Genomic DNA, 25,701 nt, shown 5'->3' with positions numbered 1-25,701 from the left:
GCTAGAGCTTCGGGCTGGCTGCGGATTCAACCTTCAGCTTGCCGTCGGCGATATCCTTTTTGATCTGCTCCAGCTGGGTCTTCACTTCGGCCGGGACCGCGGAGTCCTGGTCGTGGAACGGCGCCAGCTGCACGCCGTCGTTCGCGAGGGTGCCAACGTACGGCGTGTTGGTGAACTTGCCGTCCTTGTCTTCCTTCACAACGGTCTCGACAGCCTCGCCCATCTGCTTCATCACGGAGGAAAGCATAATGTCCTTGTAGTCCGGTGCCGTGAGGAAGCCGTCGGAGTCAACCCAGATGAGCTTAACGTCCTTGCCTGCTGCCTTGGCTTCCTTCAGGGCCGCGCCGGCACCCTTGCCAACCGGACCGGCGACGGGCATCACGATGTCAGCGCCCTGGTCCAGGAAGTTCTGGGTGAACTGCTTGCCCTTGTCCTGCTTTTCGAAGTCACCGGTGAAGGAACCGTCCTGCTTGGCCTTGTCCCAGCCGAGCACTTTCACGGTCTTGCCGTTTTTCTCGTTGTAGTACTTGACGCCGTCGGCATAGCCGTCCATAAAGATGGTGACGGTGGGGATCTTGATACCGCCGAAGGTGGCGACCGTTCCGGTCTTGGTGGTGCCGGCTGCGAGGTAGCCCGCCAGGAAGGCGGCCTGGGCCGTGTCATAAATGATCGGCTTGACGTTGCTGATCGGGGTGTCATAGCCGAAGTCGATAATGGCGAAGTGTTTGTCCGGGTTCGCCGTGGCCTGGGCCTTGGTGGCGTCGCCGAGCAGGAAGCCGACAGTGACTGTCAGGTCGCAGCCGGCCGTGACCATTGCCCGCAGGTTGGGCTCGAAGTCGTTATTGGTCTTGGACTCGGCCTGGTTGACCTTGATGCCCAGATCCTTCTCGGCCTTCTTCAGCCCCTCGTAGGAGGACTGGTTGAATGACTGGTCGTCGAATCCGCCCGAGTCGGACACGATGCAGCCGGTGTAGTTGCTGGCCGAGGCGGAGGCACTGCTGCTGGCTGTCGGTGCGGCCCCGCAACCGGTGAGTAGCAGCGCAGCCGCGCCGGCGGTGGCGACTCCTGCCACCGAACCGCGCTTGAAGGTTGCACGCAGAGAGTTCTTCAATTTTCCTCCAGGAGAAAAGAGTAGGCGCTACGACGGAAGCTCAATGAGTGTCTGTTGGCGGGGTTGCCGCTGAAACGCTGTTTTCACTGATGGATTTCGCAGCACTGCGCCGAAGCGCACTGATGAAAGCAACTTTAGTGTCCTCTAACACGTCCGTGTACCGCAGTTCACAGGGATTTCCCAGATTGTTGAGAACTTGTTACCAAGCGGTAGACAAAAAGCCCCGCACCGGGTGGATTCCGGTGCGGGGCTTGCGGCCTGCGGGCAGGCGGGGTGTGCGGTTAGAGCCGGACCAGCATCTTGCCGGTGTTGGCACCATCGAGGAGGTCCATAAAGGCCTGCGGTGCGTTCTCGAGTCCGTCCACGATGGTCTCGTCGTAGCTGACAGTGCCGTCCGCGATCCAACCGGACATGGTCTGGACAAACTCGCTCATGTGCTGCCAGTAGCCGCCGACCAGGAAGCCCTTGAGGGTCAGCTGCTTGCCGATGGCGAGCATAAGGTTGCGCGGGGCCGTCGCGGGCTCGGTTGAGTTGTACTGCGCGATGGCGCCGCACATGGCGACCCGGCCACCGACGTTGAGCACACTCAGGGCTGCTTCGAGGTGTTCGCCGCCGACGTTGTCGAAGTACACATCGATGCCCGCTTCGCCTGCGGCGGCGGTGAGCTGGTCAACAACGGGTCCGTCGTGGTAATTGAAGGCGGCATCGAAGCCGAGTTCGAGCAGGCGGGCCACCTTTTCCGGGGACCCAGCGCTGCCGATCACGCGGGAAGCGCCCATGGCCTTGGCAATCTGTCCCACCAGCGAGCCGACGGCACCGGCCGCGCCGGAGACGAAAACGGCGTCGCCGGCCTTGAAATCGGCCACCTTGAGCAGGCCCGCGTACGCCGTCAGGCCGGTCATCCCCAGCGCGCCGAGGAACGCGGAGGCGGGTGCCAGGTCCGTGCGGGCCGGCGAGGTGGCTCCGGCGTCGAGCACGGCGTATTCACGCCATCCCAGTGAATGGACGACGGCGTCGCCCACCTTACGGTCCGCGGAGCGGGAGGCAATTACTTCGCCCACGGCGCCGCCTTCCATCGCGACGTCCAAGGCAAAGGGCGCCGAGTAGGACTTGACGTCATTCATCCGGCCGCGCATGTAGGGGTCCACGGAGATAAAGAGGTTGCGGACCAGGACCTGGCCGTCCTGCAGTTCGGGCAGCGCCGTCTCGGCGATGCGGAAATTCTCCGGTACGGGACGGCCGTGCGGCCGGGATGCCAGCTGGATCTCCCGCGTGGCGGCGGGAAGGACTGTGGTTTCGGTGTCGGTGCTCATGCGGCTACCTCCATGATGTTGATGTCGACAGTGATGTTGCCACGGGTGGCATTGGAATAGGGGCAGACTTCGTGCGCCTTGGCCACGAGGGCCTCGGCGGTGGCCCGGTCCACGGCGGGCAGGGCGATCTCGAGTTCTGCGGCGATGCCGTAGCCGGCTCCATCGGCCAGCGCGCCCAGGTGGATCTTCGCGGCGACGGCGGAGTCTGTGAGGTCGGCGTGCTGCTGGCGGCCAACGAGCCGCAGCGCGGAGTGGAAGCAGGCTGCGTAGCCGGCGGCAAAGAGCTGCTCGGGGTTGGTGCCCTCGCCGCTGCCGCCCAGTTCCACCGGGCTTGCCAGCGCGACGTTAAGTTTGCCGTCCTTGGTGACGGCGGTGCCGTCGCGGCCTTCGCCCGAGGCCAGCGCCTCGGCGGTGTATAGAGTCTTCATGCGCGGTCCAATCTGTTGGCGGGAAATTCGGGAAAAATTGTGCGGGCTAGCGGGGTGCCTGCAGTGCGGCGGTGAGCCGGCCCAAGGTGTCACGCAATTGGTCGAGTTCAACAGCCGACAGGCCGGCGGCCGCCGCGAGCCGCTGCGGGATTTCCGCGGCTTTCGCGCTCAGGGCAGCGCCGTCAGCGGTGAGGAAGACCTCCACGCGGCGCTCATCGGCCGAAGAGCGCAGACGCCGCACCAGGCCAAGGGCTTCAAGCCGCTTCAGCAGCGGCGAGAGCGTTCCCGAATCAAGTGCGAGCTCGGCCCCCAACTCGCGCACGCTGCGCGGCTGCGCTTCCCACAGCACCATCATGACGAGGTACTGCGGGTAGGTCAGGCCAAGCTCTTCGAGCATCGGCCGATACGCCGCCGTCGTGGCCCGTGTTGCGGAATACATGGCGAAACACACCTGGCGGTTCAAGCGCGGAGCGTCGATTCCAGCGGCGTCGGGTGCGGCGGTCTGGCTGCCCGCGTCCGCGGAGTGCTGTGTTTCGCTCATGAAATAAACATACTCCACAATTCAATTGTGCACAACTCAATTGTGCGCAATTCAAATACGGGAAAGCTAACTGCGTTCAACCGGCCTGGTGGCCATTCGCTCCCGCCGATCTACCCGGCCCGGAACGAGGTGTCCACCTCCGGCTTTGGAAGCCTGCCGGCTAGAGGTCGCGCAGGGTTCGCAGCGCAGCGGCCGTAAGCACCTTAACACCCAGGCCCAGGGCACGTTCATCCAGGATGTAGTCACCGCGGTGCAGATCGTACTCCTCGCCGCCGGGGGTCTTGGTGCCGAGCCGCATCATGGCGCCGGGAAGGTCGGCCAGGAACCAGGCAAAGTCTTCACCGCCCATGGACTGGGGCGTCAGGACGACTGCGCCTTCGCCGATTTCGGCACGGGCCGCGGCTTCAATCAGTGCGGTTTCGTGTTCGGAGTTCACCACGGGAGGCACGCCTCGGGTGTGTTCCAGGTGCACATCAACGCCGTACGGTGCCGCGATCTGCTGGATGACCTCGTCGAGGATCTCGCCGGCACTGTGCCAGGCGTCGCGGTCCAGGCAGCGCATGGTGCCGGCCATGTAGCCGCTGGCCGGGATTGCGTTGGGCGCGGAACCGGCCGAGATATGGCCCCAGACCACTGACACCCCGCTGCGCACGTCAACCCGGCGGGAAAGCACCGCCGGGACGTTAACGGCGATCTGTGCCAGGGCAAAGACGAGTTCCTCGGTCAGGTGCGGCCGTGAAGTGTGGCCGCCACGGCCGGTCAGTTCGATCTTGATCGTGTCCGAGGCGGAGGTGATGGCGCCGATCCGGGTGCCGATCTTGCCCACCTCAATCCGGGGATCACAATGCAAGGCCAGGATCCGGGGGACCCCTTCCAGGACGCCTTGCTCGATACAGCTCTGCGCACCGCCGGGCATGGTTTCCTCGGCCGGCTGGAAAATGATCCGCACGGTGCCGCGCAGCGGCGACTCCTGGTGCATCCGCTGCAGGACCAACGCCGCGCCGAGCATGGTGGCAGTGTGCACATCATGGCCGCAGGCGTGGGTGACACCGTGGTTCTTCGAGGCGAAGGCAAGCCCCGTCTCTTCGATGATGGGGAGGGCATCAATATCACCGCGCAGGGCCGTGGCGATCGGGCCCTCCCCGATGTCCACCGTCAGGCCCGTTCCGGCGAGGCGCCGCGGCTTGAGGCCAGCTTGCTCGAGTCGCTGCGCCAGCTTGTCCGTGGTGCGGAACTCCTTGAACGAAAGCTCGGGGTGCGCATGCAGGTCCCGGCGGAAGGCGATCAGCTCCGGCAGGAGAGGCTCGAGCCACGGCCCCACCAGTGTGGTGGGTTCAGCTTCAGTAGAGTAGTTACGCACCCAATAACTCTAGCGAGCGCAGATAAAATAGCTGCATCGCGGCCGGTGCGTTACGGATCCCGAGGCTAGAGGACGTCCGTGTCGCCGCTGGCCTTGAGCGCATCAACGGCCTGCTTGACCCGCTGCGAATGCTCTTTGTGCATCACGAGCAGGGCATCCGGGGTGTCAACCACCACCACGTCCTTGATCCCGATCAGGGCGATCACACGCTTGGTGTCGGAGACCACCACACCGCTGGCGTCCTCGGTGAAGACGCGGGCGCCCTCACCGATCACTGTCACGTCCTTAACTTCTTTGGCGCTGTTGAGCCGGCCCACCGAGGCGAAGTCACCGACGTCGTCCCAGCGGAAAGTACCGGGAACGACGGCGACGTCGCCCGCGGCGGCTGCCGGTTCGGCCACGGCGTAGTCAATGGCGATCTTGGGCAGGGTGGGCCAGACCCGGGCCTGGACCTCGTCGCGCTGCGGGGTGTCCCAGGCCTTGGCGATTTCCTGCACGCCGGCGTAGAGCTCGGGCTGGTTGGCTTCGAGGTGTTTGAGCATCAGCGCGACGGGAGCCACAAACATCCCGGCGTTCCAGACGTAGTCGCCGCTGTCGAGGTACTCCTGGGCAACCTCTTCGCTGGGCTTCTCCACGAACTCAACAACGGCCTGGGCACTGGGGGCCCCGTCGACGCCGAGGTTTTTGCCCGACCGGATGTAACCGAAGCCAGTGGAGGGGTGGGTTGGCTTAATGCCGATGGTAACGATCTTGCCGGCCGCGGCCGCATGGATGGCTTCCCGCACGGCTGCATGGAACAGCTCGTCGGGGCTGATCACCTGGTCCGCGGCGAAGGAGCCCATGATGGTGTCCGGATCGCGTTCGTGCAGGATTGCGGCGGCCAGCCCGATGGCGGCGCCGGAGTCCTTCGGCTCGCTCTCCAGCACCAGGTCCGCGTCATCGATCTCGGGCAACTGCCGGCAGACTGCATCCCGGTGCGCCTTCCCGGTTACCACAAGCATGTGCTTGCCGGCGAGCGGCTCCAGCCGGTCGTACGTCGATCTCAGCAGCGTGCTGCCCGAGCCCGTGAGGTCATGAAGGAACTTGGGGGCTGCCGCTCGTGACAGGGGCCAGAGGCGGGTCCCCACTCCGCCTGCCGGAATCACCGCAATAAACCGGCTCAGGGCCGGGCCCTGAGCCGTACCCTGCAGCGCGTCCTGGCTTGTCACTTTGTCTGTAGTCATCACGGCTACTTTAGCCGACACCGGCGCACAGAGCCCTGAACCGGCGCCGGAGCAGGCAACGGGCACCGCTGCGGGCACTGATCCGAAGCAGTCCGGGCCCCGCCCACACTTCTGCCTCACTCCCGCCTCACTCCCGCGCGGAATGTGCCGTTCGTCTCAAAAGCGGACCAAAACCCCGATGGGCGACGTCACCAGCGGGTGGCTGAATTGAATAAGCTGCGAGCGAAGCCTAGATTTAGGCTTGAGCTTACGAGTGCTCTCGCAGCAGGCGTTCCCCCCGCGTGGATCCCATGCCAGCGCCGCTGTGTTGCAGGGAGGTTTATTCAGTGCCGACAAAACCAGCTGGCACCTTGTACCGCGGCCGTGAAGGCATGTGGTCCTGGGTTGGACACCGCATAACTGGTGTAGTGATTTTTTTCTTCTTGTTGGTCCATGTACTGGACACCTCATTGGTGCGTGTATCCCCCGAGGCCTACACCGCCGTGATCGGTGCCTACAAGAACCCCCTGATGGCCCTGGGTGAAACGGGCCTCGTCGCAGCGATCGTCTTCCACGCCTTTAACGGCCTGCGGGTCATCGCCGTCGATTTCTGGAAGAAGGGCGCCAAGTACCAGCGCCAGATGCTATGGACGGTGCTCATCCTCTGGGCAGTCGTTATGGTTGGCTTCTCCATCCGCCACCTGTCCCTCGCCCTTGGAGGCCACTAGCCATGAGTGCAACGCAGATTCAGAGCCCGCGCAGCCCAAAGGTCGGCAGCAACCGGATTGCGCCGCAGTACCGCCGCAACGGCAGTTCAAAAGGCAACTTCGAAATGATCGCCTGGCTCTTTATGCGGCTTTCCGGCGTTGTCCTGGTTGTGCTGATCTTCGGCCACCTTTTTGTCAACCTGATGGTGGGCGAGGGAATCCACGCGATCGACTTCGGTTTTGTGGCCGGTAAATGGGCTGACCCGTTCTGGCAGATCTGGGACCTGGCGATGCTGTGGCTGGCCATGCTGCACGGCACCAACGGTGTGCGGACCATCATCAACGACTACGCCGAAAAGGACGCCACACGACTGTGGCTGAAGATCGTGCTGTACGCCGCCACCACCGCCATCATCATCCTGGGCACCCTGGTCATCTTCACCTTTGATCCGTGCCCTGTGGTCAACGGTGTCCAGCTGCCCGGCGGCTTCTGCCCGGCGCCCTAACGGCGCGGCCCCAGCGGCAACCGACCCGTCCCTGCCCGGTGCAGGTACGGCAGGTCCACGAGATGTCACCGGCCCGGCTCCGCCGGCCGGTGTTGTAAGCGAATTTTGAGAGAAAGAGCGTCTGGTATGCAGGTCCATAAGTACGACGTCGTCATCGTCGGTGCCGGTGGCGCCGGGATGCGCGCGGCGATCGAATCCGGTCAGCGCGCCCGAACAGCGGTACTGACCAAGCTGTACCCCACCCGCTCCCACACCGGTGCGGCGCAGGGCGGCATGTGCGCAGCCCTGGCGAACGTCGAGGAAGACAACTGGGAATGGCACACCTTTGACACGATCAAGGGCGGCGACTACCTGGTTGACCAGGACGCGGCCGAGGTGATGGCCAAAGAAGCAATCGACGCCGTCCTGGACCTGGAAAAGATGGGCCTGCCGTTCAACCGCACGCCCGAAGGCCGGATTGACCAGCGCCGTTTCGGCGGCCACACCCGCGATCACGGCAAGGCTCCGGTCCGCCGCGCCTGCTACGCCGCTGACCGCACCGGCCACATGATCCTGCAGACCCTGTACCAGAACTGCGTCAAGCACAACGTTGAGTTCTACAACGAGTACTACGTCCTTGACCTCCTGACCGTCGAGGAAGACGCTGTCCGCGAAGACGGCACGCCGTACAAGCAAAAGCGCGTTTCCGGCGTTGTGTCCTACGACCTTGCCTCCGGTGAACTGCATGTCTTCCAGGCCAAGTCGGTGGTTTTCGCCACGGGCGGCGCGGGCAAAGTCTTTAAAACCACCTCCAATGCCCACACCCTCACCGGTGACGGCATGGGCATTGCCTTCCGCAGCGGCATCCCGCTGGAGGACATGGAGTTCTTCCAGTTCCACCCGACAGGCCTCGCCGGCCTGGGCATCCTCCTCTCCGAGGCCGCCCGCGGCGAAGGAGCGATTCTGCGCAACTCCGAAGGTGAGCGCTTTATGGAGCGCTATGCCCCCACCATCAAAGACCTCGCACCCCGCGACATCGTGGCCCGCTCCATGGCCAACGAAGTCCGTGAGGGACGCGGTTGCGGCCCGAACAAGGACTACGTCCTGCTGGACCTGACGCACCTTGAGCCGGCACATATCGACGCCAAGCTGCCGGACATCACCGAGTTCGCCCGCACCTACCTCGGTGTCGAGCCGTACACGGAGCCGGTACCGGTCTTCCCGACGGCGCACTACGCCATGGGCGGCATTCCCACCAATATCAGCGCCGAAGTGCTCCAGGACAACAACACCGTTGTCCCGGGCCTTTACGCGGCCGGCGAGGTCGCCTGCGTCTCGGTGCACGGCTCCAACCGCCTGGGCACCAACTCGCTGCTGGACATCAACGTCTTCGGCAAGCGCGCCGGCATTGCCGCCGCCGAGTACGCCAAGACCGCCGATTTCGTTGATCTTCCCGGCGACCCGGAGGCCTACACACTGGACCTGCTCAACCACGTCCGCACCGCTGACGGCACTGAGAAGGTTGCTGCGATCCGCAAGGAACTGCAGGACACGATGGACGCCAACATGCAGGTGTTCCGCACCGCAGAGACCCTGAACCAGGTCTTGTCTGACATTGCGTCCTTCGAGGAGCGGTACCAGCGGATCAGTGTCCAGGACAAGGGCAAACGCTTTAACCTGGACCTCCTCGAAGCCGTGGAGTTGGGCTTCCTGCTGGAACTGGCCAAGGTTATGACCGTGGCGGCCCTGCACCGCGAGGAATCCCGCGGCGGCCACTTCCGCGAGGACTTCCCCGAGCGCGACGACGAAAAATTCATGAAACACTCCATGGCGTACAAGGATGAGCATGCTCCGGCGGATGGTTCCGCGGAGGCTATTGCGGGCATCCGTCTCTCCACCAAACCGGTGGTCTTTACGCGCTACGAGCCGATGGTGAGGAAGTACTAAGATGACCGCTGAACTCGCTGAGCCAGCTTCCAAGATCGAACTGCCCGCCCACATCGGCGGCGGCGGAGACATTCCGTCCTTCGACGTCCACCTGCGGGTGCGCCGCTACAACCCGGAGGTCTCCGACGAGTCCACCTGGGACGACTTCCACGTCACCATGTACGGCACGGACCGCGTCCTGGACGCCCTGCACAAGGTGAAGTGGGAAATCGACGGCAGCGTCTCCTTCCGCCGCTCCTGTGCACACGGTGTCTGCGGCTCCGATGCCATGCGCATCAACGGCCGCAACCGCCTTGCCTGCAAAACGCTGCTGAAGGACCTGGATACCTCCAAGCCCATCACCGTCGAGCCGATCAAGGGTCTTCCGGTGGAAAAGGACCTGATTGTGGACATGGAACCGTTCTTCCAGTCCTTCCGCGAGGTGATGCCGTTCCTGATCAACCGCGGCCATGAGCCCACCAAGGAACGCCTGCAGTCGGCCGAGGACCGCGAACGGTTCGATGACACGACCAAGTGCATCCTCTGCGCCGCGTGCACCTCGTCCTGCCCGGTTTTCTGGACCGACGGCCAGTACTTCGGCCCGGCAGCGATCGTCAACGCGCACCGCTTCATCTTCGATTCCCGGGATGACGCAGGCGACATGCGTCTGGAGATCCTCAACGACAAGGAAGGTGTGTGGCGTTGCCGCACCACCTTCAACTGCACCGAGGCATGCCCGCGCGGCATCCAGGTCACGCAGGCAATCGCCGAGGTCAAGCAGGCAATCCTGTCCCGCAAGATCTAGCAACCGCTTCACAGCACAAACGACGACGGCGCCTCCCACCTTTGCGGTTGGGGGCGCCGTCGTCGTCGGCCCCACCATCGAAAGGTTCCCGTGTCCCGCTCCGAAAAGGTCTCCTTCCAAGGTTCCACCGGGGAAACCCTCTCCGGCATCATTGATGTCCCCGACGGCGCGGTGAAAGGCTGGGGTGTGTTCTCGCACGGCTTTACGCTGGGCAAGGACAGCCCCTCGGCGTCGAGGATGTGCAAGGAGCTGGCGGACAACGGGGTGGGCATGCTCCGCTTCGACAACCTGGGCCTGGGCGAATCCGCAGGCTTATGGTCGGAGGGATCCTTTAGCCACAAGGTGGCGGACACCGTCAAGGCGGCCGAGTTTATGCGCCTGGCGGGCCGTCCGGTGTCGCTGCTGGTGGGTCATTCCTTTGGCGGGGCCGCTGTGCTGGCGGCCGCGCGGGAGATCCCGGAACTCGACGCCGTTGCCACAGTGGGCGCCCCGTTCTCGCCCAAGCATGTGGCACACGTCTTTGACTCGGCGCTGGACCGGATCCTCAACGAGGGCAGTGCCGAAGTGGACCTGGGCGGCAAACGGGTGGAGATCCGCCGGCATTTTGTGGAGGACCTGGAACAGGCGGACCTGACGGACTGCATCCGGCAGCTGCACAAACCGCTGATGGTGCTGCACTCCCCCACCGACAACACCGTGGGCATCGAAAACGCAAGCACCATCTTCCAGACGGCCCGCCACCCGCGCAGCTTCGTGTCGCTGGAGGGAAGCGACCACCTCCTGACCGGCAAGGGCCAGGCGGCGCGGGCGGCGCGGATTATTTCAGCCTGGGCCGACCAGTACCTCGACGCCACCTCGTAGCCGGGACCGGGCGGCGGGTTTCCCCGGGGTCCACGGGCGTCTTGCCCGGCTGGACCCGGCGGGCGCCCCACCCGGTCCTGGTGCTGGCCGGCTGCAGCTTGAGGTCCTTCTCCCGGACCGACACCCATGCGGCGCTGACAACGTACACCTGGCTGACCAGGTTGAACCAGATGAGCAGGCCGATGATGATGGCGAAGGGCGCCAGGATGGGGTTCTTTCCCGCGCTGGCCAGTAGCTGGGTGCTGAAGATCTGCAGCACTGTGGTGCCGGCCGCTGCGATGAGGGTCCCTTCCAGCAGTGAGCGCCGGGCCGCTTTAAGCCCCGCGGCCAGCCGGAACATAATCAAGGCGGTGCCCCAACCCAGCAGCAGCGGCACCACAATCGTTACGGACGTCGTCAGCGGCCAGGCGATCAGCGGATCGAGGCTCAGCTGCTCGGCCACCCAGTCGGCAGCGGTGCCGAAAACCAGCGAGGCCGCCGAGCTGATCACAAGGGCCACTCCGAGCAGCAGCAGGATGCCCGCGTCGCGCAGTATTTGCAGGACCGGGTTGATAGTGCGGGGACCCCATCCCATCATGCCGCGCACGCCGTCGCGAATGCCGCTGATCCAGCCCAGGGCGGTGAAAACGGTCACCCCGGCGGCGATCACAGCAGTCCAGCCGAGGCCGGAGGGGTTCAGCAGTTTCTTGGGATCCACCAGGCCCTCGCCGCCGTCGACCTGCAGCAGGCCCGGTGCGGCTGTGGCCACACTCTTGATGATTTGGTCCAGCAGCGCGGGCTGTCCGCTTAGGAACAGGCCCGCGAGGGAGAAGCCGGTGGCCAGCAGACCGGTGATGGAGAAGAACATCCGGAACCCGATGCCGGCGCTCATCAGCGGCCCGTGCTGGCGGTTGTAGTGCTGGAACGCACGCAGCGGGCGAAGGGTGTTGAGCCGGGCGATCAGCCACGGCAGCATTGCCAGCAGCGCCGCCGTCCCGCCGCCGGAGCGCCGCGCCTTGCCCCACTCGAGCCTCTTGCGGATGACTTCCAGCCGTAGCCCGGCCAGATCGGTCGGAAGGGGTGGTTCAGCGGGCGTCTGGGGCCCCGTCCTCGCCTCGGTCGATGTCGAATTCGGTCCCAAAGTCCAGTTCTTCCCGTAGCTGCCAGATACCGTTCTGGTCGTGTTCGTAGAGTCCCATGCTAGCGACCGGGAACGTCGCCCGGTAATCCTTGAGCGCCGTTTCGGCCTCATCAAGGCTTTCCGGCGCGACGTCATGGGCCACAGTAACGTGCGGGTGGTACTCGAATGGCAGCTCCCGCTCCAACGGACCTGCCTGAAGCCGCTCGTGCAGGCTAACGCAATCGCCGAATCCATCCTCGACGTTCAGGAAGACCACCGGGGACACCGGCCGGAAGGAGCCCGTCCCGGCGATGGTCACGTGGAAGGGCTCCTGCCTGCTCGCGATGGCCCGGACATGGTTCCGGGTCGCGTCCCAGTCCCGGGTCGTGGTGGTCGTCACCAGCGTGATGTGTGCCGGGATGACACCCGCCATGGGGTCACCGAAGGACGCCCGCCAGCGCTGAAGTTCCTCGGCGATAGCCTCCGGAAACCCCAGGATCACCCCGATACTGATGCCCTCGCCGCGGTGTCCATTGCCCTCGGCGTCCTGGCTCCCGGAACCCGTGCCGCTGCCGGCACGCGCCGTGGCACGTGCCGGCTCGCTGGCGGTGACTCTGCTGACGGAGGACATTGCGCTAGCGGACTCCCTGGGCTCCGGCGTAGGGCAGGAACCCCACCTTGGCGTACACGTCGCGCAGGGTGACCGAGGCAATCTCTCGGGCCTTGTCGGCGCCGAGTGCCAGCAGCCGGTCCAGCTCCGCGGGGTCATCCAGCAATTCGTTCGCCCGGTCCCGGATGGGGGTGAGTCGATCTGCCACCACCTCGGCGAGGTCGACCTTCAGGTGGCCGTACATTTTGCCCTGGTACGCAGCGACAAGGGCATCCACACTTTGCCCGGTGATCGCCGAGTAGATGGTCAGGAGGTTCGAAACCCCGGGCTTGGCCTCGCGGTCGAACCGGATCTCCGTCTCCGCGTCCGTGACCGCGGATTTGATCCGCTTGGCGATGACCTTGGGCTCATCCAGCAGGTTGATTAGCCCGGCTGGTGATTCGGCCGACTTGGACATCTTGGCTGTGGGGTTTTGCAGGTCGTAGATTTTCGCCGATTCCTTCTGGATGAAGGGCGCCGGAACGTTGAAGGTCTCGCCGAAGCGGGAATTGAAGCGCTGGGCCAGGTCGCGGCTGAGTTCCACGTGCTGCCGCTGGTCCTCTCCTACCGGCACACCGTGCGGCTGGTAGAGGAGGATATCCGCGGCCTGCAGGACCGGGTAGGTGAACAGGCCGACGCTGGCCTGGTCCGAGCCGTGCCGTGAGGCCTTGTCCTTGAACTGGGTCATCCGGGAGGCCTCGCCGAAGCCGGTGATGCAGTTCAGCACCCAGGCCAGCTGGGCGTGCTCGGGTACCTGGGACTGAACGAAGAGCGTGCACTTGTCCACGTCCACGCCGCCGGCGATGTACTGCGCGGCCGTGACCCGGGTGCGGTGGGCCAGCTCGGCCGGGTCCTGCGGAACCGTGATTGCGTGCAGGTCCGGGATGAAGAAGATAGCGTCGAACTCATCCTGCATCCGGACCCAATTCACCAGGGCGCCGAGGTAATTGCCCAGGTGCAGGGAATCTGCCGAAGGCTGCATGCCGGAGAGGATGCGCTGCCGGACCCCGGTAGTGGGGGCGGCGGAGGCAGGGGCGGCGGTTTCGGCGGCAGCATCGTCGACCGGGGTCACAGTGGAGGGAGAAGTCATTCGTGGGGCCTTAAGACTAGAGCCGGTAGTCCACTACCAGCGGGGCGTGGTCGGAGAAGCGGGTGTCCCAGGACGGTGCACGGTCAACAACGGCTGAGACTGCGGCCGCCGCGAGAGCGGGCGTGGCCATGTGGTAGTCAATGCGCCAGCCGGTGTTGTTGTCGAAGGCCTGTCCCCGTTGCGACCACCAAGTGTAGGGGCCGTCTACGTTGCCCGCCAGGCCCCTGTGGACATCCTTCCAGCCGATGTCCGCGCCGAAGAACCGGTCGAAGTACGCCCGTTCCTCCGGCAGGAAGCCGGCACGTTTGACGTTGCCCTTCCAGTTTCGAATGTCCAGTTGCGTGTGGCCGACGTTGAGGTCGCCCACCACGAGGGCGTGGTCGCTGTGTTTGCCCAGCTCGGGAAGCCGGTTGAGCATCACGTCAAGGAACCGGAACTTGTCGTCCTGCTTTGGGGTCCCGGCCTCGCCGGAGTGCACGTAGGCGCTGACGACTGTCAGCTGCGAGGCTTCGCCAGCGGCGTTGCGGACCGCGAAGTCGGCTTCGACCCAGCGGCCGGCGGTGGCGAAGTAGTCGTCCCCAATGCCCACCCGGGTCTGCAGGGGTTCGGTCCGGGCGGCTATGGCGACGCCGGCGCGGCCCTTGGCTTCGGCTTCCGCGTGCAGGATGAACCATCCCTCGCCGAGCAGCTGACGGACGATCGCGTCCGGCGCGCGGACTTCCTGCAGGCAGAGAATGTCCACTTCGCGGGGCTCAAGCCATTCCGCCATGCCATTCCTATACGCGGCACGGAGGCCATTGACGTTGACCGATGCGATGCGAAGGTTGTCCTTCTTCAATGCCGAACTCACCCGATCCACTCTAGTCGACAATGGTTCCGGCGACAGGTTCGTCGGTGCCGGCGGACTTGATCATGTCCCGGGCGTTGGTGGCAGTGATCTCGATGGTCTCCAGCGCCCGGCGGATCGTGTCCTGATCCGCGGCGGCGCCCTTCTCCCGTTCCTGCTCGACGACGCGGACCTGGACCTGGACGATCTTGAACGAGTGGTCGAGTTTCAGGTCCCGGACTTCATCGGCATCGCGGCGGACCTCGACGCGCCGGGTGCTGCCATGGTCAACACTGCCCGACGACGGCGCGCGGCCGGCCGCGGCGTTGAAGGCGTTCTGCGCTTCAGTGATCTTGGCTCCGGCCTTCTTGGCGGCCTTCTGGATACTGAAGACCACAAAGGAAGCCAGGGCGAGCCAGAAGCCGGCGATGATCGCCACAAGCCAGCCGACGACGTCGTTCTGGTTCGCGGCAAAGATGACCGCGACGACAAAGGCGATGATAAAGACCATCATCCCGGGTCCGCTGATGCGGAGCATGGAGAACTTGGTGCTGTTCGCGGACGGCTTGGAAGACGCGGGGTTGCCCAGAGATTGCATGAGCCTATTATCGCAAATCCCCGCACGGCCCCGGGCCGCTTCCACCCGGGGCGAACGCTCCGGCCCTACTTGAGGAACAGCCGGCGCAGCCGGCCGGTGGTCAGCAGCAGGCCGCAGGCGATCATCACGAGGTAGTAGCCGATGTGCACAGCTGTTGCCGGGGTGAAGGCTCCCACACTGATTTGCCGGAGCAGTTCCACGCCGTGCCACAGCGGCATCGCCTGGATGAGCCACTGGATGTACTGCGGGTAGACGCTGAGCGGGTAGAAGGTGGCGCTGAACAGGAACATCGGCAACATAACGAAGTTGATCCAGTCCATCTGCTGGAACGTCTTCATAAAGCTCGTGATGCCCATCCCGAAGCTCGCGAAACCGAACGCGATCAACACGGCGGCCGGGATCATAAGGACGGCCCACGGCGTGGTGATCAGCCCCATAAGGCCCATAACTGCGGTGAACCCGGTGGCGTACATCAGGCCGCGCAGCAGGGCCAGGAAGATCTCCCCCATGGCGACGTCCAGCGGGCCCAGGGAGGTGTAAAGCATGCCCTGGTACAGCTTGGCGAAGTTCATCTTAAAGAAGACATTCCAGGTCGAGTCGTAGACGGCCCCGTTCATGGCGGACACGGCCAGCAGGGCCGGCGCGATGTAGGCGGCATAGGAAATCTCCCCGCCGCCCGGGCCCTGCACCGGGCCCACAATGGCGCCCAGGCCCACGCCCATGGCAATCAGGTACAGCACGGGCTCGAAGAAGCCGGAGAGCATGACCATCCAGTTGCTGCTCTTAGTGGCCATCAGCCCGCGGGCGACGACGGCGCGCACGTTCCGGGAGTAGAGCGGCCCGAACTTCCGGTTGCGTGCGGCCTCGGTGGCGCTGTGGCTGGTGGTGACGGCGCTCATCCGGCCATCCTCCTGATGAACCGGCGTTTGGTCAGGACCCAGCCGAGCACCGTGAGGGCCAGCAGGAAAACGACGTGCGCGATGGTCAGCAACGGGGCCTCCGGGTAGCCGTAGCTGAAGACCCGGCCAAGTTCGGTGCCGTGCCAGATCGGTGAGATCCAGCCGATCCAGCGCACGGCGAGGGGCAGCGAGTCCAGCGGGAAGAAGGTGCCCGAAAACAGGAACAGCGGCATCACGATAAACCGCATGACCATGGCGAACTGGCCTTTGTCCTGCTTGATCGAAGCCGCGTAGGCCATCAGCGGCAATCCAAAAGCCAAACCCGCGAGGGTGGCTACCAGGATCGAGACCCAGCCCCAGCCGCTCGGCGACGCCCCGAACAGCGCAATGACGGCGAAGTAGATCGCGGACTGCAGCACGAAACGCACAGTGACGGCGATGATCTGTCCGAGGGCAATCTGCTCCGGCGTCAACGGCGACGCGTGCGGCCCGTAGAAGACGCGGCGCCACTTGAAACCGTCCATGATCGGGAAGGTCAATTCGCTGGCGGCCGTCATGACCGCGGCCGAGACCAGCAGGGCCGGAGCAATGAAGACCAGGTAGCTGACGCCGCCGAAGGTTGCGGTGCTGCTGGTGTCTACGAGGCTTGCGAGCCCTACGCCCATGGCGAAGAGGTAGGCGACTGGCTGCCCGACGCCGTACATAACGATGGTCCAGCCGTAGCTCTTCATCACCCGGAGGACGTGCTCGGCGAAGTAGAGCGAGCCCCAGCGCCGGGCGCGGGCGGCCGAGACCTCCGGCGAATGGGCGCGCAGTGCGGGAGCCGGCGTCGTCACCGACCTACTCAACGAGGCTCCTGCCGGTCAGCCGCAGGAAAACGTCTTCGAGCGAGGACCGGCGCACCAGCGACGTCACCGGCCGCAACCCGCGGGCGGAGACCTCTTCGAGGGCGGCCTCGCCGTCGTGGGCGTAGATGAGGACACGGTCCGGCAGGGTTTCGAGCCGTTCGCCGATGCCTTCGAGTTCGGCACCGATGGTGGCGTTGCGTTCCGAGCCGAAGCGCAATTCCAGGACTTCACGGGTGGAGTATTCGCGGATCAGGCTGGCGGGCGAACCCTCGGCCATGATCCTGCCCTTGTCCACCACGATCAGGCGGTCGCAGAGCTGCTCGGCCTCGTCCATGTAGTGCGTGGTGAGGATCAGGGTGACACCCTGCTCCTTGAGCCGGAACAGCCGGTCCCAGAGGATGTGCCGCGCCTGCGGGTCCAGCCCGGTGGTGGGTTCATCCAGGAGCAGGATCCGGGGTTCGTTGATTAGGGAGCGTGCGATCGTCAGCCGGCGCTTCATGCCGCCGGAGAGCGCGTCCACCTTGGACTTGGCCTTGTCGGTGAGCTGGGCGAACTCCAGCAGTTCATCGGCTTTGGGCTTGAGGTAGCTCATCGGCAGGCCGAAGTAGCGGCCGTAGACCAGGAGGTTGTCCCGGACCTTGAGTTCCTCGTCGAGGTTGTCCTGCTGCGGGACGACGCCCAGGTGGGCACGCACCTCCGGACCGTTCTGGTCCGGGTCCAGGCCCATGATGCTCAGGCTCCCGGAGGTCCGCCGGGACACCCCGCCGATCATCTTCATGGTGGTGGACTTGCCCGCGCCGTTGGGGCCGAGCAGGCCAAACGCCTCGCCGGCGGGGACGGCGAAGGAGATACCGTCGACGGCGACGACATCGCCGTAGCGCTTCGTCAGGTTCTCGGCAGTGATCACATACTGCGGGGCGGATTCGGCGGGGCGGCTCAATGGTGCGTCCTGTTGAGAGGCTTCCTTGGCTGAGGATTCTTTTGAGACTAGTTCAGGCACCCAAATCACGGTAGTGGAAACCGCCGAACTATGAAAGAGTCTTTTCGTAAAAAAGTCCATCCATTTGCCGAAACCCAACTGACTCGCAGTTCAGGCCGTTTTGAGCGCCCAAAACGGCCTGATCTGCGAGTCAGTTGGGTGGGATGCGGTTCAGTTGACGGCGTCCCCGAGGGTTAGCCGTGCAGCCGGCGTTCCGCGGTTTCCACCACGTTGGCCAGCAGCATGGCTCGGGTCATCGGGCCCACTCCCCCGGGGTTCGGGGACAGCCAAGCAGCGACGTCGGCAGCTGCGGGGTCCACGTCTCCGGTGACGACGGCCTTCCCGGAGCCGTCGTCGACGCGGCTCACGCCGACGTCGAGCACGATGGCGCCCGGCTTGAGGTCCGCCGCCTTGATCATGTGCGGCTGGCCAGCCGCGGCAATCACAACGTCGGCCCGGCGGAGTTCGGCGGGCAGGTCCACCGTGCCGGTGTGGGCCAGGATGACAGTGGCGTTGACGTCCTTCCGGGTGAGCAGCAGCCCCACCGGGCGGCCGATCGTGACGCCGCGGCCAACCACGAGCACGCGCTTGCCGTTGAGGCTGATGCCGTGCCGGGTGAGCAGCTCCACGCAACCCTTGGGCGTGCACGGCAGCGGGGACTTCATCGGCCCGCTGACGTTGGCCACGAGCCGGCCGAGGTTCATCGGGTGCAGGCCGTCGGCGTCCTTGTCCGGATCCATGGCCTCCAGGATGACGTCCTGGTCGATGTGCTTGGGCAGCGGGAGCTGGATGATGTAGCCGGTGCACTCCGGGTTTCCGTTGAGCTCCCGGACCACGGCCAGGAGCTCTTCCTGAGTGGTTTCCGCCGGCAGGTCACGCCGGATGGACGTGATGCCCACCTCGGCACAGTCCTTGTGCTTGCCGCCGACGTACCAGGTGCTGCCCGGGTCGGAGCCCACGAGGATGGTGCCCAGGCCCGGCACGATGCCCCGGGTCTTGAGCGCGGCCACGCGTTCGGTCAGTTCGGCCTTGATGATGGCGGCGGTGGCTTTGCCGTCCAGGATCTGCGCCCGTTCAGCCGTTTGTGCAGTCTCTGCAGAAGTCATGGCCTACCACTGCTCGTGCTGCGGGTACAGCGGGAAGTCGGCGGCGAGCTTGTCCACGCGGGACTGGAGCGCCTCGATGTCGGCGGCGGAGCCGGACTTCAGCGCGGTGGCGATGATCTCGGCGACCTCCGTGAACTCCTCGGCGCCGAAGCCGCGGGTGGCCAGGGCCGGGGTGCCGATGCGCAGGCCCGAGGTGACCATTGGCGGGCGGGGGTCGAACGGCACGGCGTTGCGGTTGACCGTGATGCCGACCGAGTGCAGGAGGTCCTCCGCCTGCTGGCCGTCGAGCTGGGAGTTCCGCAGGTCCACCAGGACCAGGTGCACGTCGGTGCCCCCGGTGAGGACGGAGACGCCGGCGTCGGACACATCGGCCTGGTTCAGGCGGTCGGCGATGATCCGGGCGCCTTCCAGGACGCGCTGCTGGCGCTCCTTGAATTCCTCCGTGCCGGCGATCTTGAACGCAACGGCCTTGGCGGCGATGACGTGCATAAGCGGTCCGCCCTGCTGGCCCGGGAAGACGTTGGAGTTGATTTTTTTGGCCCACTCCTTTTTGGCCAGGATTACGCCGGAGCGGGGGCCGGCGAGGGTCTTGTGCACGGTGGAGGTGACGACGTCGGAGTGCGGGACCGGGCTGGGGTGCAGGCCGGCGGCCACGAGGCCGGCGAAGTGCGCCATGTCGGTCCAGAGCAGCGCGCCGACCTCATCGGCGATCGAGCGGAAGGCCGCGAAGTCCAGCTGGCGCGGGTAAGCGGACCAGCCGGCGATGATGACCTGGGGTTTCTCCGCGATCGCCTGCTCGCGGAGTTTGTCCATGTCGATCCGGAAGCTCTCTTCCTCGACTTGGTAGGCGGCAACCTCGTAGAGCTTGCCGGAGAAGTTGAGTTTCATGCCGTGGGTCAGGTGGCCGCCGTGGGCCAGTGACAGGCCGAGGATCTTTTGCCCCGGGGTGATCATCGCGGAGAGCGCCGCGGCGTTGGCCTGGGCGCCGGAGTGCGGTTGGACGTTGGCGTATTCGGCGCCGAAAAGTTCCTTGACGCGGTCGATCGCGAGCTGCTCGGCGATATCGACGTATTCGCAGCCGCCGTAGTAGCGGCGCCCGGGATAGCCCTCGGCGTACTTGTTGGTCAGGACTGAGCCCTGGGCTTCCATCACAGCGCGCGGGGCGAAGTTCTCGGAGGCAATCATTTCCAGGGTGCCGCGCTGGCGGCCCAGCTCCTGGGCGAGGACTGCGGCGATTTCAGGGTCAAGTTCGGCAAGTGGCTGGTTGCTCACGGCGGACGACAGGCTAAGGGAGGTGGTCACGGGGAACTCCTGGCTAGGCAACGGGAACTGCTTAAAGGTCAGGTTACCGGCTGGTCCGCGACGGCGCCCCTTGATGACGGCCTCCGCGGACGGGGACGTAAAAAAGGTACCGGCACCCCCAAGCGGGTGCCGACGCGGGCCGGCAGCAAGGCGCTGCCAACCGGAAAACATAACCCTCGGCCCAGGCGTACGATCCGTGGTCTTCGTCAGTGCCGCTCCCTGGTGGTTAGCCACCCAACGCCAGTTGCGACGGTTCCAGAGTACCCCAGGGCCGCGGCCCGGGCCCAGCCCGCGAGCGAGCGCGGGTAGGCTTGACTTCCGTGACTGACGACCAGCTGACCACTTCGTATATCCTGACTCTCTCCTGCCCGGACCGCCCCGGAATCGTGCACGCCGTCGCAGGCGCCCTGCTCGTTGCGGGCTGCAATATTACCGACTCGCAGCAGTACGGCAGCCAAAGCACTGGCACGTTTTTTATGCGCGTCGAGGCCACGACGGCGGTCTCCCAGCCGGAACTTTACGCGGCGCTGGAGCCGGTTGCCCAGGCGTTCGAGATGCAGTGGAGACTCAACCCGGCCGGCCGCAAGATCCGGACCCTGCTGATGGCCAGTACCTCAGCACACTGCCTCAACGATCTGCTGTTCCTGCAGCGCTCCGGCACCCTGCCCATCGAGATCCCGGCCATCGTGTCCAACCACAGCGACCTCGCCGGCCTCGCAGAGTTCTACGGCATCCCCTTCCACCACATCCCCGTCACACCCGAGACCAAGGTCCAGGCCGAGGATGAGCTCAGGACGCTGATGGCCCAGCACAACATCGAACTGACGGTCCTGGCCCGGTACATGCAGATCATCTCCGACGAACTGTGCCAGCAGCTGACCGGCAAGGCCATCAACATCCACCATTCGTTCCTGCCCTCCTTCAAGGGCGCCAAGCCCTACCACCAGGCGCACGCCCGCGGCGTGAAGCTCATCGGCGCCACAGCCCACTACGTGACGGCAGCCCTGGACGAGGGCCCGATCATCGAGCAGGAAGTCATCCGGGTGGACCACCGGGGTACCGCCGGGCAGTTTGTCCAGATGGGCCGGGACGTGGAGGGCCGCACCCTGGCCCAGGCGGTGCAGTGGCATGCCGAACACCGGGTCCTGTTGGACGGGAACCGGACGGTTGTTTTCAGCTGATCCCGGACATTGAATAGGGGTATGGTATTTTCCCCGCAAGACCCACTGACCGAGTTCCTGGCCCTGCTCAAGGCCGAAAGCCGCGACGGGGTGCTGGGCCTTGACTGCGGACGGGGCGCGGACGGCCTGCGTTTTGTCCAGTCCGGCATTCATTTCACCGGCGTGGACCGGTCCGAGGAGAACATCCATGCGGCCCGGGCCCACGGGCTGGAGGCTTCGGTCGCAGGGGCCGGCGCACTGCCCTTTGCCGACTCGGCGTTCCCGTCGGTGTGGGCGGTCGAGGCCCTGGCGGGCCTGCCCCCGGCGGAATGGGACGACGTCGTGAACGAACTGGGCCGCGTTGCGGCACCCGGGGCGCCAATCGCCGTCGTACGCCCCGGCGAAGGCGTAACAGTCCTCCGCTCCCCCGCCTGACCCAACTGACTCGCAGCAGGGGTCGTTTTGGGCGCTCAAAACGACCCCTGCTGCGAGTCAGTTGGGGAGGCCCGTGTCCTAGGCTGGAGGCATGGCTCCCATTTACGCTTTCGCCGGGGACACCCCGGCTGTCCATAACTCCGTTTTCATCGCGCCGAGCGCCTCAGTGATCGGCAAAGCGACCCTCGCGGAAAACTCCAGCGCGTTTTATGGCGTATCCGTTCGGGCAGACACCGCCGCAATCAGCGTCGGCGCCGGCAGCAACCTGCAGGACAACGTGGTCCTGCACGCTGACCCGGGCTTCCCCTGCACCGTGGGCGCCCGGGTCAGCGTCGGGCACAGCGCCGTCGTCCATGGCTGCACGGTCGAGGACGACTGCCTGATCGGCATGAGCGCCACCATCCTCAACGGCGCCGTCATCGGGGCAGGGTCACTGGTCGCAGCCGGCGCGGTGGTGCTGGAAGGAACCATCATTCCGCCGCGTTCACTGGTCGCCGGGGTGCCGGCAAAGGTCCGCCGCGAACTCAGCGACGAGGAGTTCGCCGGCGTCCAGCAGAACGCGGCACACTACCGGGAGCTGGCCCGGGCGCACCTCGAAATGCACGGCTAAGGACCCTCATCCAGACGGCTCGGTCCAGGGAGCTCAGTCCAGGGAGATCGGGCCCAATTCCGCCAGCAGATCGCCCGGCCCCGGGTTGCCGGCGGCCGATGACCCGCCGAGGTGCCGGACGACTCCCCAGGCCGCGTTCAGCCCGGTGGTAACGGCGCCTTCGGCCCAGCCCGCAGTAAAGGACACGTCGTCCCCAGCCAGGAAGATGCCCCGCTGCTGCTCCGGGAGCTGATCCTGCTTAAAGTGGCTGAACAGCCGCTGCTGGTAGCGGTAGTGCCCCGGCAGGTTGGCTTTGAAGGCCCCCATGAAGTTGGGGTCCGCTTCCCAGGAGACTGTGATGGGCTGGCCCACGATGTGGCTGGCAATGTCCACGCCCGGGTAGATCTGCGCGAGCGAGTGCAGCATCAGTTCCGTCCTCTGGTCCGCGTCCAGGGCCAGCCATTTGAGCGCGTCGTCATTCCAGGTGTAGGAGAGCAGGATCACCGCAGGCTTCTCCGGCCCGTTGTCCAGCAGGTAGGTGGCCCGGTTCAGCCGGTCCGTAAGCGTCATGGACATCACTTCGCGGCCGGTGGCGGGATCAATGTCCTTCCAGAACGGCCTGTCGACCATCACAAAGGTCTTGGACGACTGCATGTAGTGCGAGCGCTCGATTGCAGTCCACAATTCTGCCGGGAACAAGGTTTCCTCGGTGTGGATCCGCGTCGACAGCAGCCACGACTGGCACGTGCTGATAACAGCGGGATAGGCGGCCTCCCGGCCCCACCGTTCCCGGATCCGGAAATCACTGTTGCCGTCCCGGGCGATCCTGTCCACGGCGCCCCTGGGGGCGCCTGCGTGCAGCGATGCCAGTGACGTCCCGTCGGGCCAGTGCACCATGCCCGACGGCGCATGCTCCCAGAGCGCGTCCGGGAGCCGTTGCGCTCCGCCGGCAATAAGCCGGTGCGCGTCGTCGGCATCGGTGTACACCACACGCAGGATCTCCAGGATGGAGTTGGGGAAGTCCGTGTCCCAGCCACCGGTGCCGAAGCCCACCTGGCCGAAGGCCTCGCGGTGCGCGAAGCCGGCCTTCTTGAACGATTCGCTGCCGGCGATGAATCCGTAAAAGGTCTGTTCGTCCAGCAGCGGCAGCAGCGCGTTCCACAGTTCCTTGATCCGGGCGGTGTCCCGGGCGCGGATGGCCTCCTGCATCTCGCTGAACTTGGCGCCGTCGTTGACGGCAGCTTTCCAGGCATCGGCGACTTCGCGGAAGAACGGCGGCAGGTCCGCGGGCGTGCTGGCGTAGTACTTTTTGCCCGCCAGCTCAATGACGGTGCTGGAGGTAACAGCGGCCAGCGGATTCGGGAACTCCTGGGTTTCCAGCCCGAGCATCTCCACATAGTGGTAGAAAGCCTTCCCCGAGACGGGAAAGCGCATCCCGCCCAGATCGGCCACGACGCCGGCGGCCGAGGGGAAGGTGGCCGTCCGCAGCCGCCCGCCGATCCTGTCCGCCTCGTAGATGACGGGCCGGAGGCCCAGTTTCATCAGCTCGTAGGCCGCCACCAGCCCGGAAAGGCCGGCGCCCACTACTGCCACTTCGGTCCCGTACAGCTCTTCCGGGATGGCGCCCAGTCCGTCCGGATGGGCCAGGTAATGGTCGTAGCTGAACGGGAAGTCAGGGTTCAGCATGGTGATGGGAGCCTGGACTCCGGAGTCCGGAGTTGTGGTTCCCGGGGCGGGCAGTTCTGTGGCGGTTGTCATAAGTGGCTGGCTTTCATCGGTTCGGGACGGAAGTGGTGTCGGCGGGGGCTGCGCCGGATAGTTCACGGTATTCCGCGGAGCTGAGTGCCGCCACCCGGGAGTTCCTGCGGCTGTAGCCGAAGTAGACGGCCAGCCCCACCAGCATCCAGAGCCCGAAGACCACCCAGGTCTCGGCGCCAAGGTTGAGCATCAGGTAGCCGCACATCGCGGCGCCCAGCAGGGGCGTCAGCGGAAACAGGGGAACGCGGAAACTCCTTTTGAGTTCCGGCCGGCTGCGCCGCAGGTAGATGACGGCGACGTTGACCAGGGCGAAAGCGAAAAGCGTGCCGATGCTGGTGGCGTCCGCCAGGGCGCCGAGCGGGACGAGGCCTGCCGTGAGGGCGACGACGACGCCGACAATCAGGGTCCCGGCGACCGGGGTGCCGGTTCGGGGCGAGACACGGCCGAAGATCCTGGGGACCATACCGTCCCTTGCCATCGCGAGCAGGATGCGGGTCTGACCGTAGAGTACCGTCAGCACGATGCTGGCGATGGCCAGCACGGCCCCGACGGCGAATACCAGCCCAACCCAGGGCTGGCCGGTGGTCTCCTCCAGGATTTTCACGAGGGCGGCTTCGGTGCCATCGAACCAGCCCCAGGGACGTGCGCCGATCGCTGCGACGGCGACGAGCACGTAGATGGTTGTAACAATCAGCATCGAAAGCAGGATGGCTCTGGGCAGATCGCGTTTGGGATTGCGGGCTTCCTCGCCGGCCGTGGAGGCCGCGTCGAAGCCGATGTAGGAGAAGAAGACCCGGGAGGCTGCCGCCGAGACGCCGGCAGCGCCCATCGGCATCAGCGGCTCGAAGTGTGCGCCGTTGAATGCCGTGAAGGCCACGGCGCAGAAGAAGACCAGGATGCCCACCTTGATAAGGACGATTGCCGTGTTGATCCCTGCGCTTTCCTTGGCGCCTCGGACCAGCAGCGCCATGGCGAGGACCACAATCAGGATCGCCGGCGCGTTCAGCACTCCGCCGTCGCCGGGAGGCTGCGAAAGAGCATCCGGCAGGGCCAGGCCAAAGACGGCGAGGGCTTCGTTGACGTACTGGCCGGCACCGACTGCGACGGCGGCCACGGAAACAGCGTATTCGAGCACCAGGCACCAGCCACAGATCCAGGCCATGCCTTCGCCCATGGTCGCGTAGGTGTACGAATAACTCGATCCTGCTGCGGGGACCATCCCGGCCATTTCGGCATAGGAGACGGCGGAGAGCAGCGCGGCGAGGCCGGCGATGGCGAAGGAGATCCAGATGGCCGGACCGGCCAGCGGGACGGATTCGCCCAGGATCACCAGGATGCCGGTTCCGAGGGTGGCGCCAACGCTGATCATCGTCAGTTGCAGCACACCGAAGCTGCGGACCAGCCGCGTGCCGCCGTGGCCGGTTTCCGCTTCGCTGACGAGCTGTCCGATCGGCTTGCGGCGGAGCAGCTGCGCCGCAAGCCCGGGCCGGCCTGTTGTGGCCGGCGGCCGTTCTCCCATAAGGGTTGGCACAGTCATCGTTGACGTCCGTTCTGCAGTAGTGGTAATTTCCCCGGCTCCAGCGTAAGCGTGTGAGCCAGCTCTCACGGATGTGCAAAATGACCT

Annotated in this window: 26 protein-coding genes and 1 riboswitch; of the genes, 8 read left to right on the top strand and 18 right to left on the bottom strand. The window is 65.4% G+C overall.

Going from position 1 to position 25,701, the window contains the following annotated elements; all coding sequences use genetic code 11:
- Window position 1: 1 nt before the first annotated feature.
- From ABIB49_RS13065 to ABIB49_RS13040, 6 genes are all read right to left on the bottom strand, one after another.
- On the bottom strand, window positions 2-1,111 hold the full coding sequence (locus ABIB49_RS13065) for a BMP family lipoprotein (protein ID WP_226775055.1): 1,110 nt from the start codon (window positions 1,109-1,111) through the stop codon (window positions 2-4).
- Window positions 1,112-1,392: 281 nt separating this feature from the next.
- Complete coding sequence (locus ABIB49_RS13060) at window positions 1,393-2,424, bottom strand: NADP-dependent oxidoreductase (protein WP_226775056.1); 1,032 nt, start codon at window positions 2,422-2,424, stop codon at window positions 1,393-1,395.
- Window positions 2,421-2,852, bottom strand: coding sequence for an organic hydroperoxide resistance protein (locus ABIB49_RS13055; protein WP_226775057.1), 432 nt, complete (start codon window positions 2,850-2,852; stop codon window positions 2,421-2,423). The genes ABIB49_RS13060 and ABIB49_RS13055 overlap by 4 nt, the downstream gene beginning before the upstream one ends.
- Before the next feature lie 46 nt (window positions 2,853-2,898).
- Window positions 2,899-3,291, bottom strand: coding sequence for a MarR family winged helix-turn-helix transcriptional regulator (locus tag ABIB49_RS13050; RefSeq protein WP_226775063.1), 393 nt, complete (start codon window positions 3,289-3,291; stop codon window positions 2,899-2,901).
- A 262-nt stretch (window positions 3,292-3,553) separates the two neighbouring features.
- Window positions 3,554-4,753 (bottom strand): amidohydrolase, encoded by a 1,200-nt coding sequence (locus ABIB49_RS13045; protein WP_226775058.1) that lies wholly within the window; start codon window positions 4,751-4,753, stop codon window positions 3,554-3,556.
- Between the two features lie 65 nt (window positions 4,754-4,818).
- The gene (locus ABIB49_RS13040; RefSeq protein ID WP_226775059.1) at window positions 4,819-5,976 is read right to left on the bottom strand and encodes a mannose-1-phosphate guanylyltransferase; all 1,158 of its coding nucleotides are present in this window, start codon (window positions 5,974-5,976) and stop codon (window positions 4,819-4,821) included.
- Between the two features lie 326 nt (window positions 5,977-6,302).
- Here ABIB49_RS13040 and sdhC point away from each other — a divergent pair, with 326 nt between their 5' ends.
- The 5 genes from sdhC (at window position 6,303) to ABIB49_RS13015 (ending at window position 10,739) form a co-directional block, all read left to right on the top strand.
- Window positions 6,303-6,683 (top strand): succinate dehydrogenase, cytochrome b556 subunit, encoded by a 381-nt coding sequence (gene sdhC, locus ABIB49_RS13035; protein ID WP_226774028.1) that lies wholly within the window; start codon window positions 6,303-6,305, stop codon window positions 6,681-6,683.
- A 2-nt stretch (window positions 6,684-6,685) separates the two neighbouring features.
- Window positions 6,686-7,168, top strand: coding sequence for a succinate dehydrogenase hydrophobic membrane anchor subunit (locus tag ABIB49_RS13030; protein WP_226774029.1), 483 nt, complete (start codon window positions 6,686-6,688; stop codon window positions 7,166-7,168).
- 126 nt (window positions 7,169-7,294) lie between these two features.
- On the top strand, window positions 7,295-9,094 hold the full coding sequence (gene sdhA, locus ABIB49_RS13025; protein WP_282359101.1) for a succinate dehydrogenase flavoprotein subunit: 1,800 nt from the start codon (window positions 7,295-7,297) through the stop codon (window positions 9,092-9,094).
- Between the two features lies 1 nt (window position 9,095).
- Window positions 9,096-9,878: a succinate dehydrogenase iron-sulfur subunit gene (locus ABIB49_RS13020; RefSeq protein ID WP_226774031.1), complete on the top strand. Its 783-nt coding sequence runs from the start codon at window positions 9,096-9,098 to the stop codon at window positions 9,876-9,878.
- Window positions 9,879-9,968: 90 nt separating this feature from the next.
- Window positions 9,969-10,739: an alpha/beta hydrolase family protein gene (locus ABIB49_RS13015; protein ID WP_226774032.1), complete on the top strand. Its 771-nt coding sequence runs from the start codon at window positions 9,969-9,971 to the stop codon at window positions 10,737-10,739.
- Here ABIB49_RS13015 and ABIB49_RS13010 read toward each other — a convergent pair.
- From ABIB49_RS13010 to glyA, 10 genes are all read right to left on the bottom strand, one after another.
- Complete coding sequence (locus ABIB49_RS13010) at window positions 10,696-11,859, bottom strand: YihY/virulence factor BrkB family protein (RefSeq protein ID WP_282359100.1); 1,164 nt, start codon at window positions 11,857-11,859, stop codon at window positions 10,696-10,698. The genes ABIB49_RS13015 and ABIB49_RS13010 overlap by 44 nt on opposite strands.
- On the bottom strand, window positions 11,804-12,469 hold the full coding sequence (locus ABIB49_RS13005) for a 2'-5' RNA ligase family protein (RefSeq protein WP_283479771.1): 666 nt from the start codon (window positions 12,467-12,469) through the stop codon (window positions 11,804-11,806). Before ABIB49_RS13005 ends, ABIB49_RS13010 begins: the two co-directional genes overlap by 56 nt.
- 4 nt (window positions 12,470-12,473) lie before the next feature.
- Complete coding sequence (trpS, locus tag ABIB49_RS13000; protein ID WP_283479769.1) at window positions 12,474-13,577, bottom strand: tryptophan--tRNA ligase; 1,104 nt, start codon at window positions 13,575-13,577, stop codon at window positions 12,474-12,476.
- 16 nt (window positions 13,578-13,593) lie between these two features.
- Window positions 13,594-14,427 carry an exodeoxyribonuclease III gene (locus ABIB49_RS12995; RefSeq protein WP_226774036.1) on the bottom strand — a complete coding sequence of 278 codons (834 nt, stop codon included), beginning with the start codon at window positions 14,425-14,427 and terminating at the stop codon, window positions 13,594-13,596.
- A gap of 10 nt (window positions 14,428-14,437) precedes the next feature.
- Window positions 14,438-15,001: a hypothetical protein gene (locus ABIB49_RS12990; RefSeq protein ID WP_226774037.1), complete on the bottom strand. Its 564-nt coding sequence runs from the start codon at window positions 14,999-15,001 to the stop codon at window positions 14,438-14,440.
- A 65-nt stretch (window positions 15,002-15,066) separates the two neighbouring features.
- Window positions 15,067-15,900: an ABC transporter permease gene (locus ABIB49_RS12985; RefSeq protein WP_226774038.1), complete on the bottom strand. Its 834-nt coding sequence runs from the start codon at window positions 15,898-15,900 to the stop codon at window positions 15,067-15,069.
- On the bottom strand, window positions 15,897-16,736 hold the full coding sequence (locus ABIB49_RS12980; protein WP_282365168.1) for an ABC transporter permease: 840 nt from the start codon (window positions 16,734-16,736) through the stop codon (window positions 15,897-15,899). Before ABIB49_RS12980 ends, ABIB49_RS12985 begins: the two co-directional genes overlap by 4 nt.
- Window positions 16,737-16,740: 4 nt before the next feature.
- Complete coding sequence (locus ABIB49_RS12975; RefSeq protein ID WP_282468094.1) at window positions 16,741-17,748, bottom strand: ABC transporter ATP-binding protein; 1,008 nt, start codon at window positions 17,746-17,748, stop codon at window positions 16,741-16,743.
- Between the two features lie 173 nt (window positions 17,749-17,921).
- On the bottom strand, window positions 17,922-18,833 hold the full coding sequence (locus ABIB49_RS12970) for a bifunctional methylenetetrahydrofolate dehydrogenase/methenyltetrahydrofolate cyclohydrolase (protein ID WP_226774040.1): 912 nt from the start codon (window positions 18,831-18,833) through the stop codon (window positions 17,922-17,924).
- Window positions 18,834-18,836: 3 nt separating this feature from the next.
- Window positions 18,837-20,135, bottom strand: coding sequence for a serine hydroxymethyltransferase (glyA, locus tag ABIB49_RS12965; protein WP_282359090.1), 1,299 nt, complete (start codon window positions 20,133-20,135; stop codon window positions 18,837-18,839).
- Between the two features lie 172 nt (window positions 20,136-20,307).
- Window positions 20,308-20,393, bottom strand: a riboswitch (ZMP/ZTP riboswitch).
- Window positions 20,394-20,455: 62 nt separating this feature from the next.
- Between glyA and purU the strand changes: the two genes are divergently transcribed.
- The 3 genes from purU to ABIB49_RS12950 all read left to right on the top strand — a co-directional run bounded on the left by purU (window position 20,456) and on the right by ABIB49_RS12950 (window position 22,340).
- A complete protein-coding gene (gene purU, locus ABIB49_RS12960; protein WP_282359089.1) occupies window positions 20,456-21,316 on the top strand; it encodes a formyltetrahydrofolate deformylase in 861 nt (286 codons plus the stop codon).
- Window positions 21,317-21,337: 21 nt separating this feature from the next.
- Window positions 21,338-21,730: a class I SAM-dependent methyltransferase gene (locus tag ABIB49_RS12955; RefSeq protein WP_253033423.1), complete on the top strand. Its 393-nt coding sequence runs from the start codon at window positions 21,338-21,340 to the stop codon at window positions 21,728-21,730.
- A 91-nt stretch (window positions 21,731-21,821) separates the two neighbouring features.
- On the top strand, window positions 21,822-22,340 hold the full coding sequence (locus tag ABIB49_RS12950; protein WP_226774043.1) for a gamma carbonic anhydrase family protein: 519 nt from the start codon (window positions 21,822-21,824) through the stop codon (window positions 22,338-22,340).
- 33 nt (window positions 22,341-22,373) lie between these two features.
- Here ABIB49_RS12950 and ABIB49_RS12945 read toward each other — a convergent pair whose 3' ends face one another.
- Both ABIB49_RS12945 and ABIB49_RS12940 read right to left on the bottom strand, forming a co-directional pair.
- Window positions 22,374-24,077, bottom strand: a complete 1,704-nt coding sequence (locus tag ABIB49_RS12945) for a flavin monoamine oxidase family protein (protein WP_282359085.1) — start codon at window positions 24,075-24,077, stop codon at window positions 22,374-22,376.
- 13 nt (window positions 24,078-24,090) lie between these two features.
- Window positions 24,091-25,614: an amino acid permease gene (locus tag ABIB49_RS12940; protein ID WP_282359083.1), complete on the bottom strand. Its 1,524-nt coding sequence runs from the start codon at window positions 25,612-25,614 to the stop codon at window positions 24,091-24,093.
- Window positions 25,615-25,701 lie beyond the last annotated feature (87 nt).

It is taken from the genome of Arthrobacter sp. UYCu512, from assembly GCF_040547075.1.
Lineage (GTDB): Bacteria > Actinomycetota > Actinomycetes > Actinomycetales > Micrococcaceae > Arthrobacter.
Note: the sequence above shows the minus strand (reverse complement) of the source record. Positions and strands in the feature narration are given on the sequence as shown.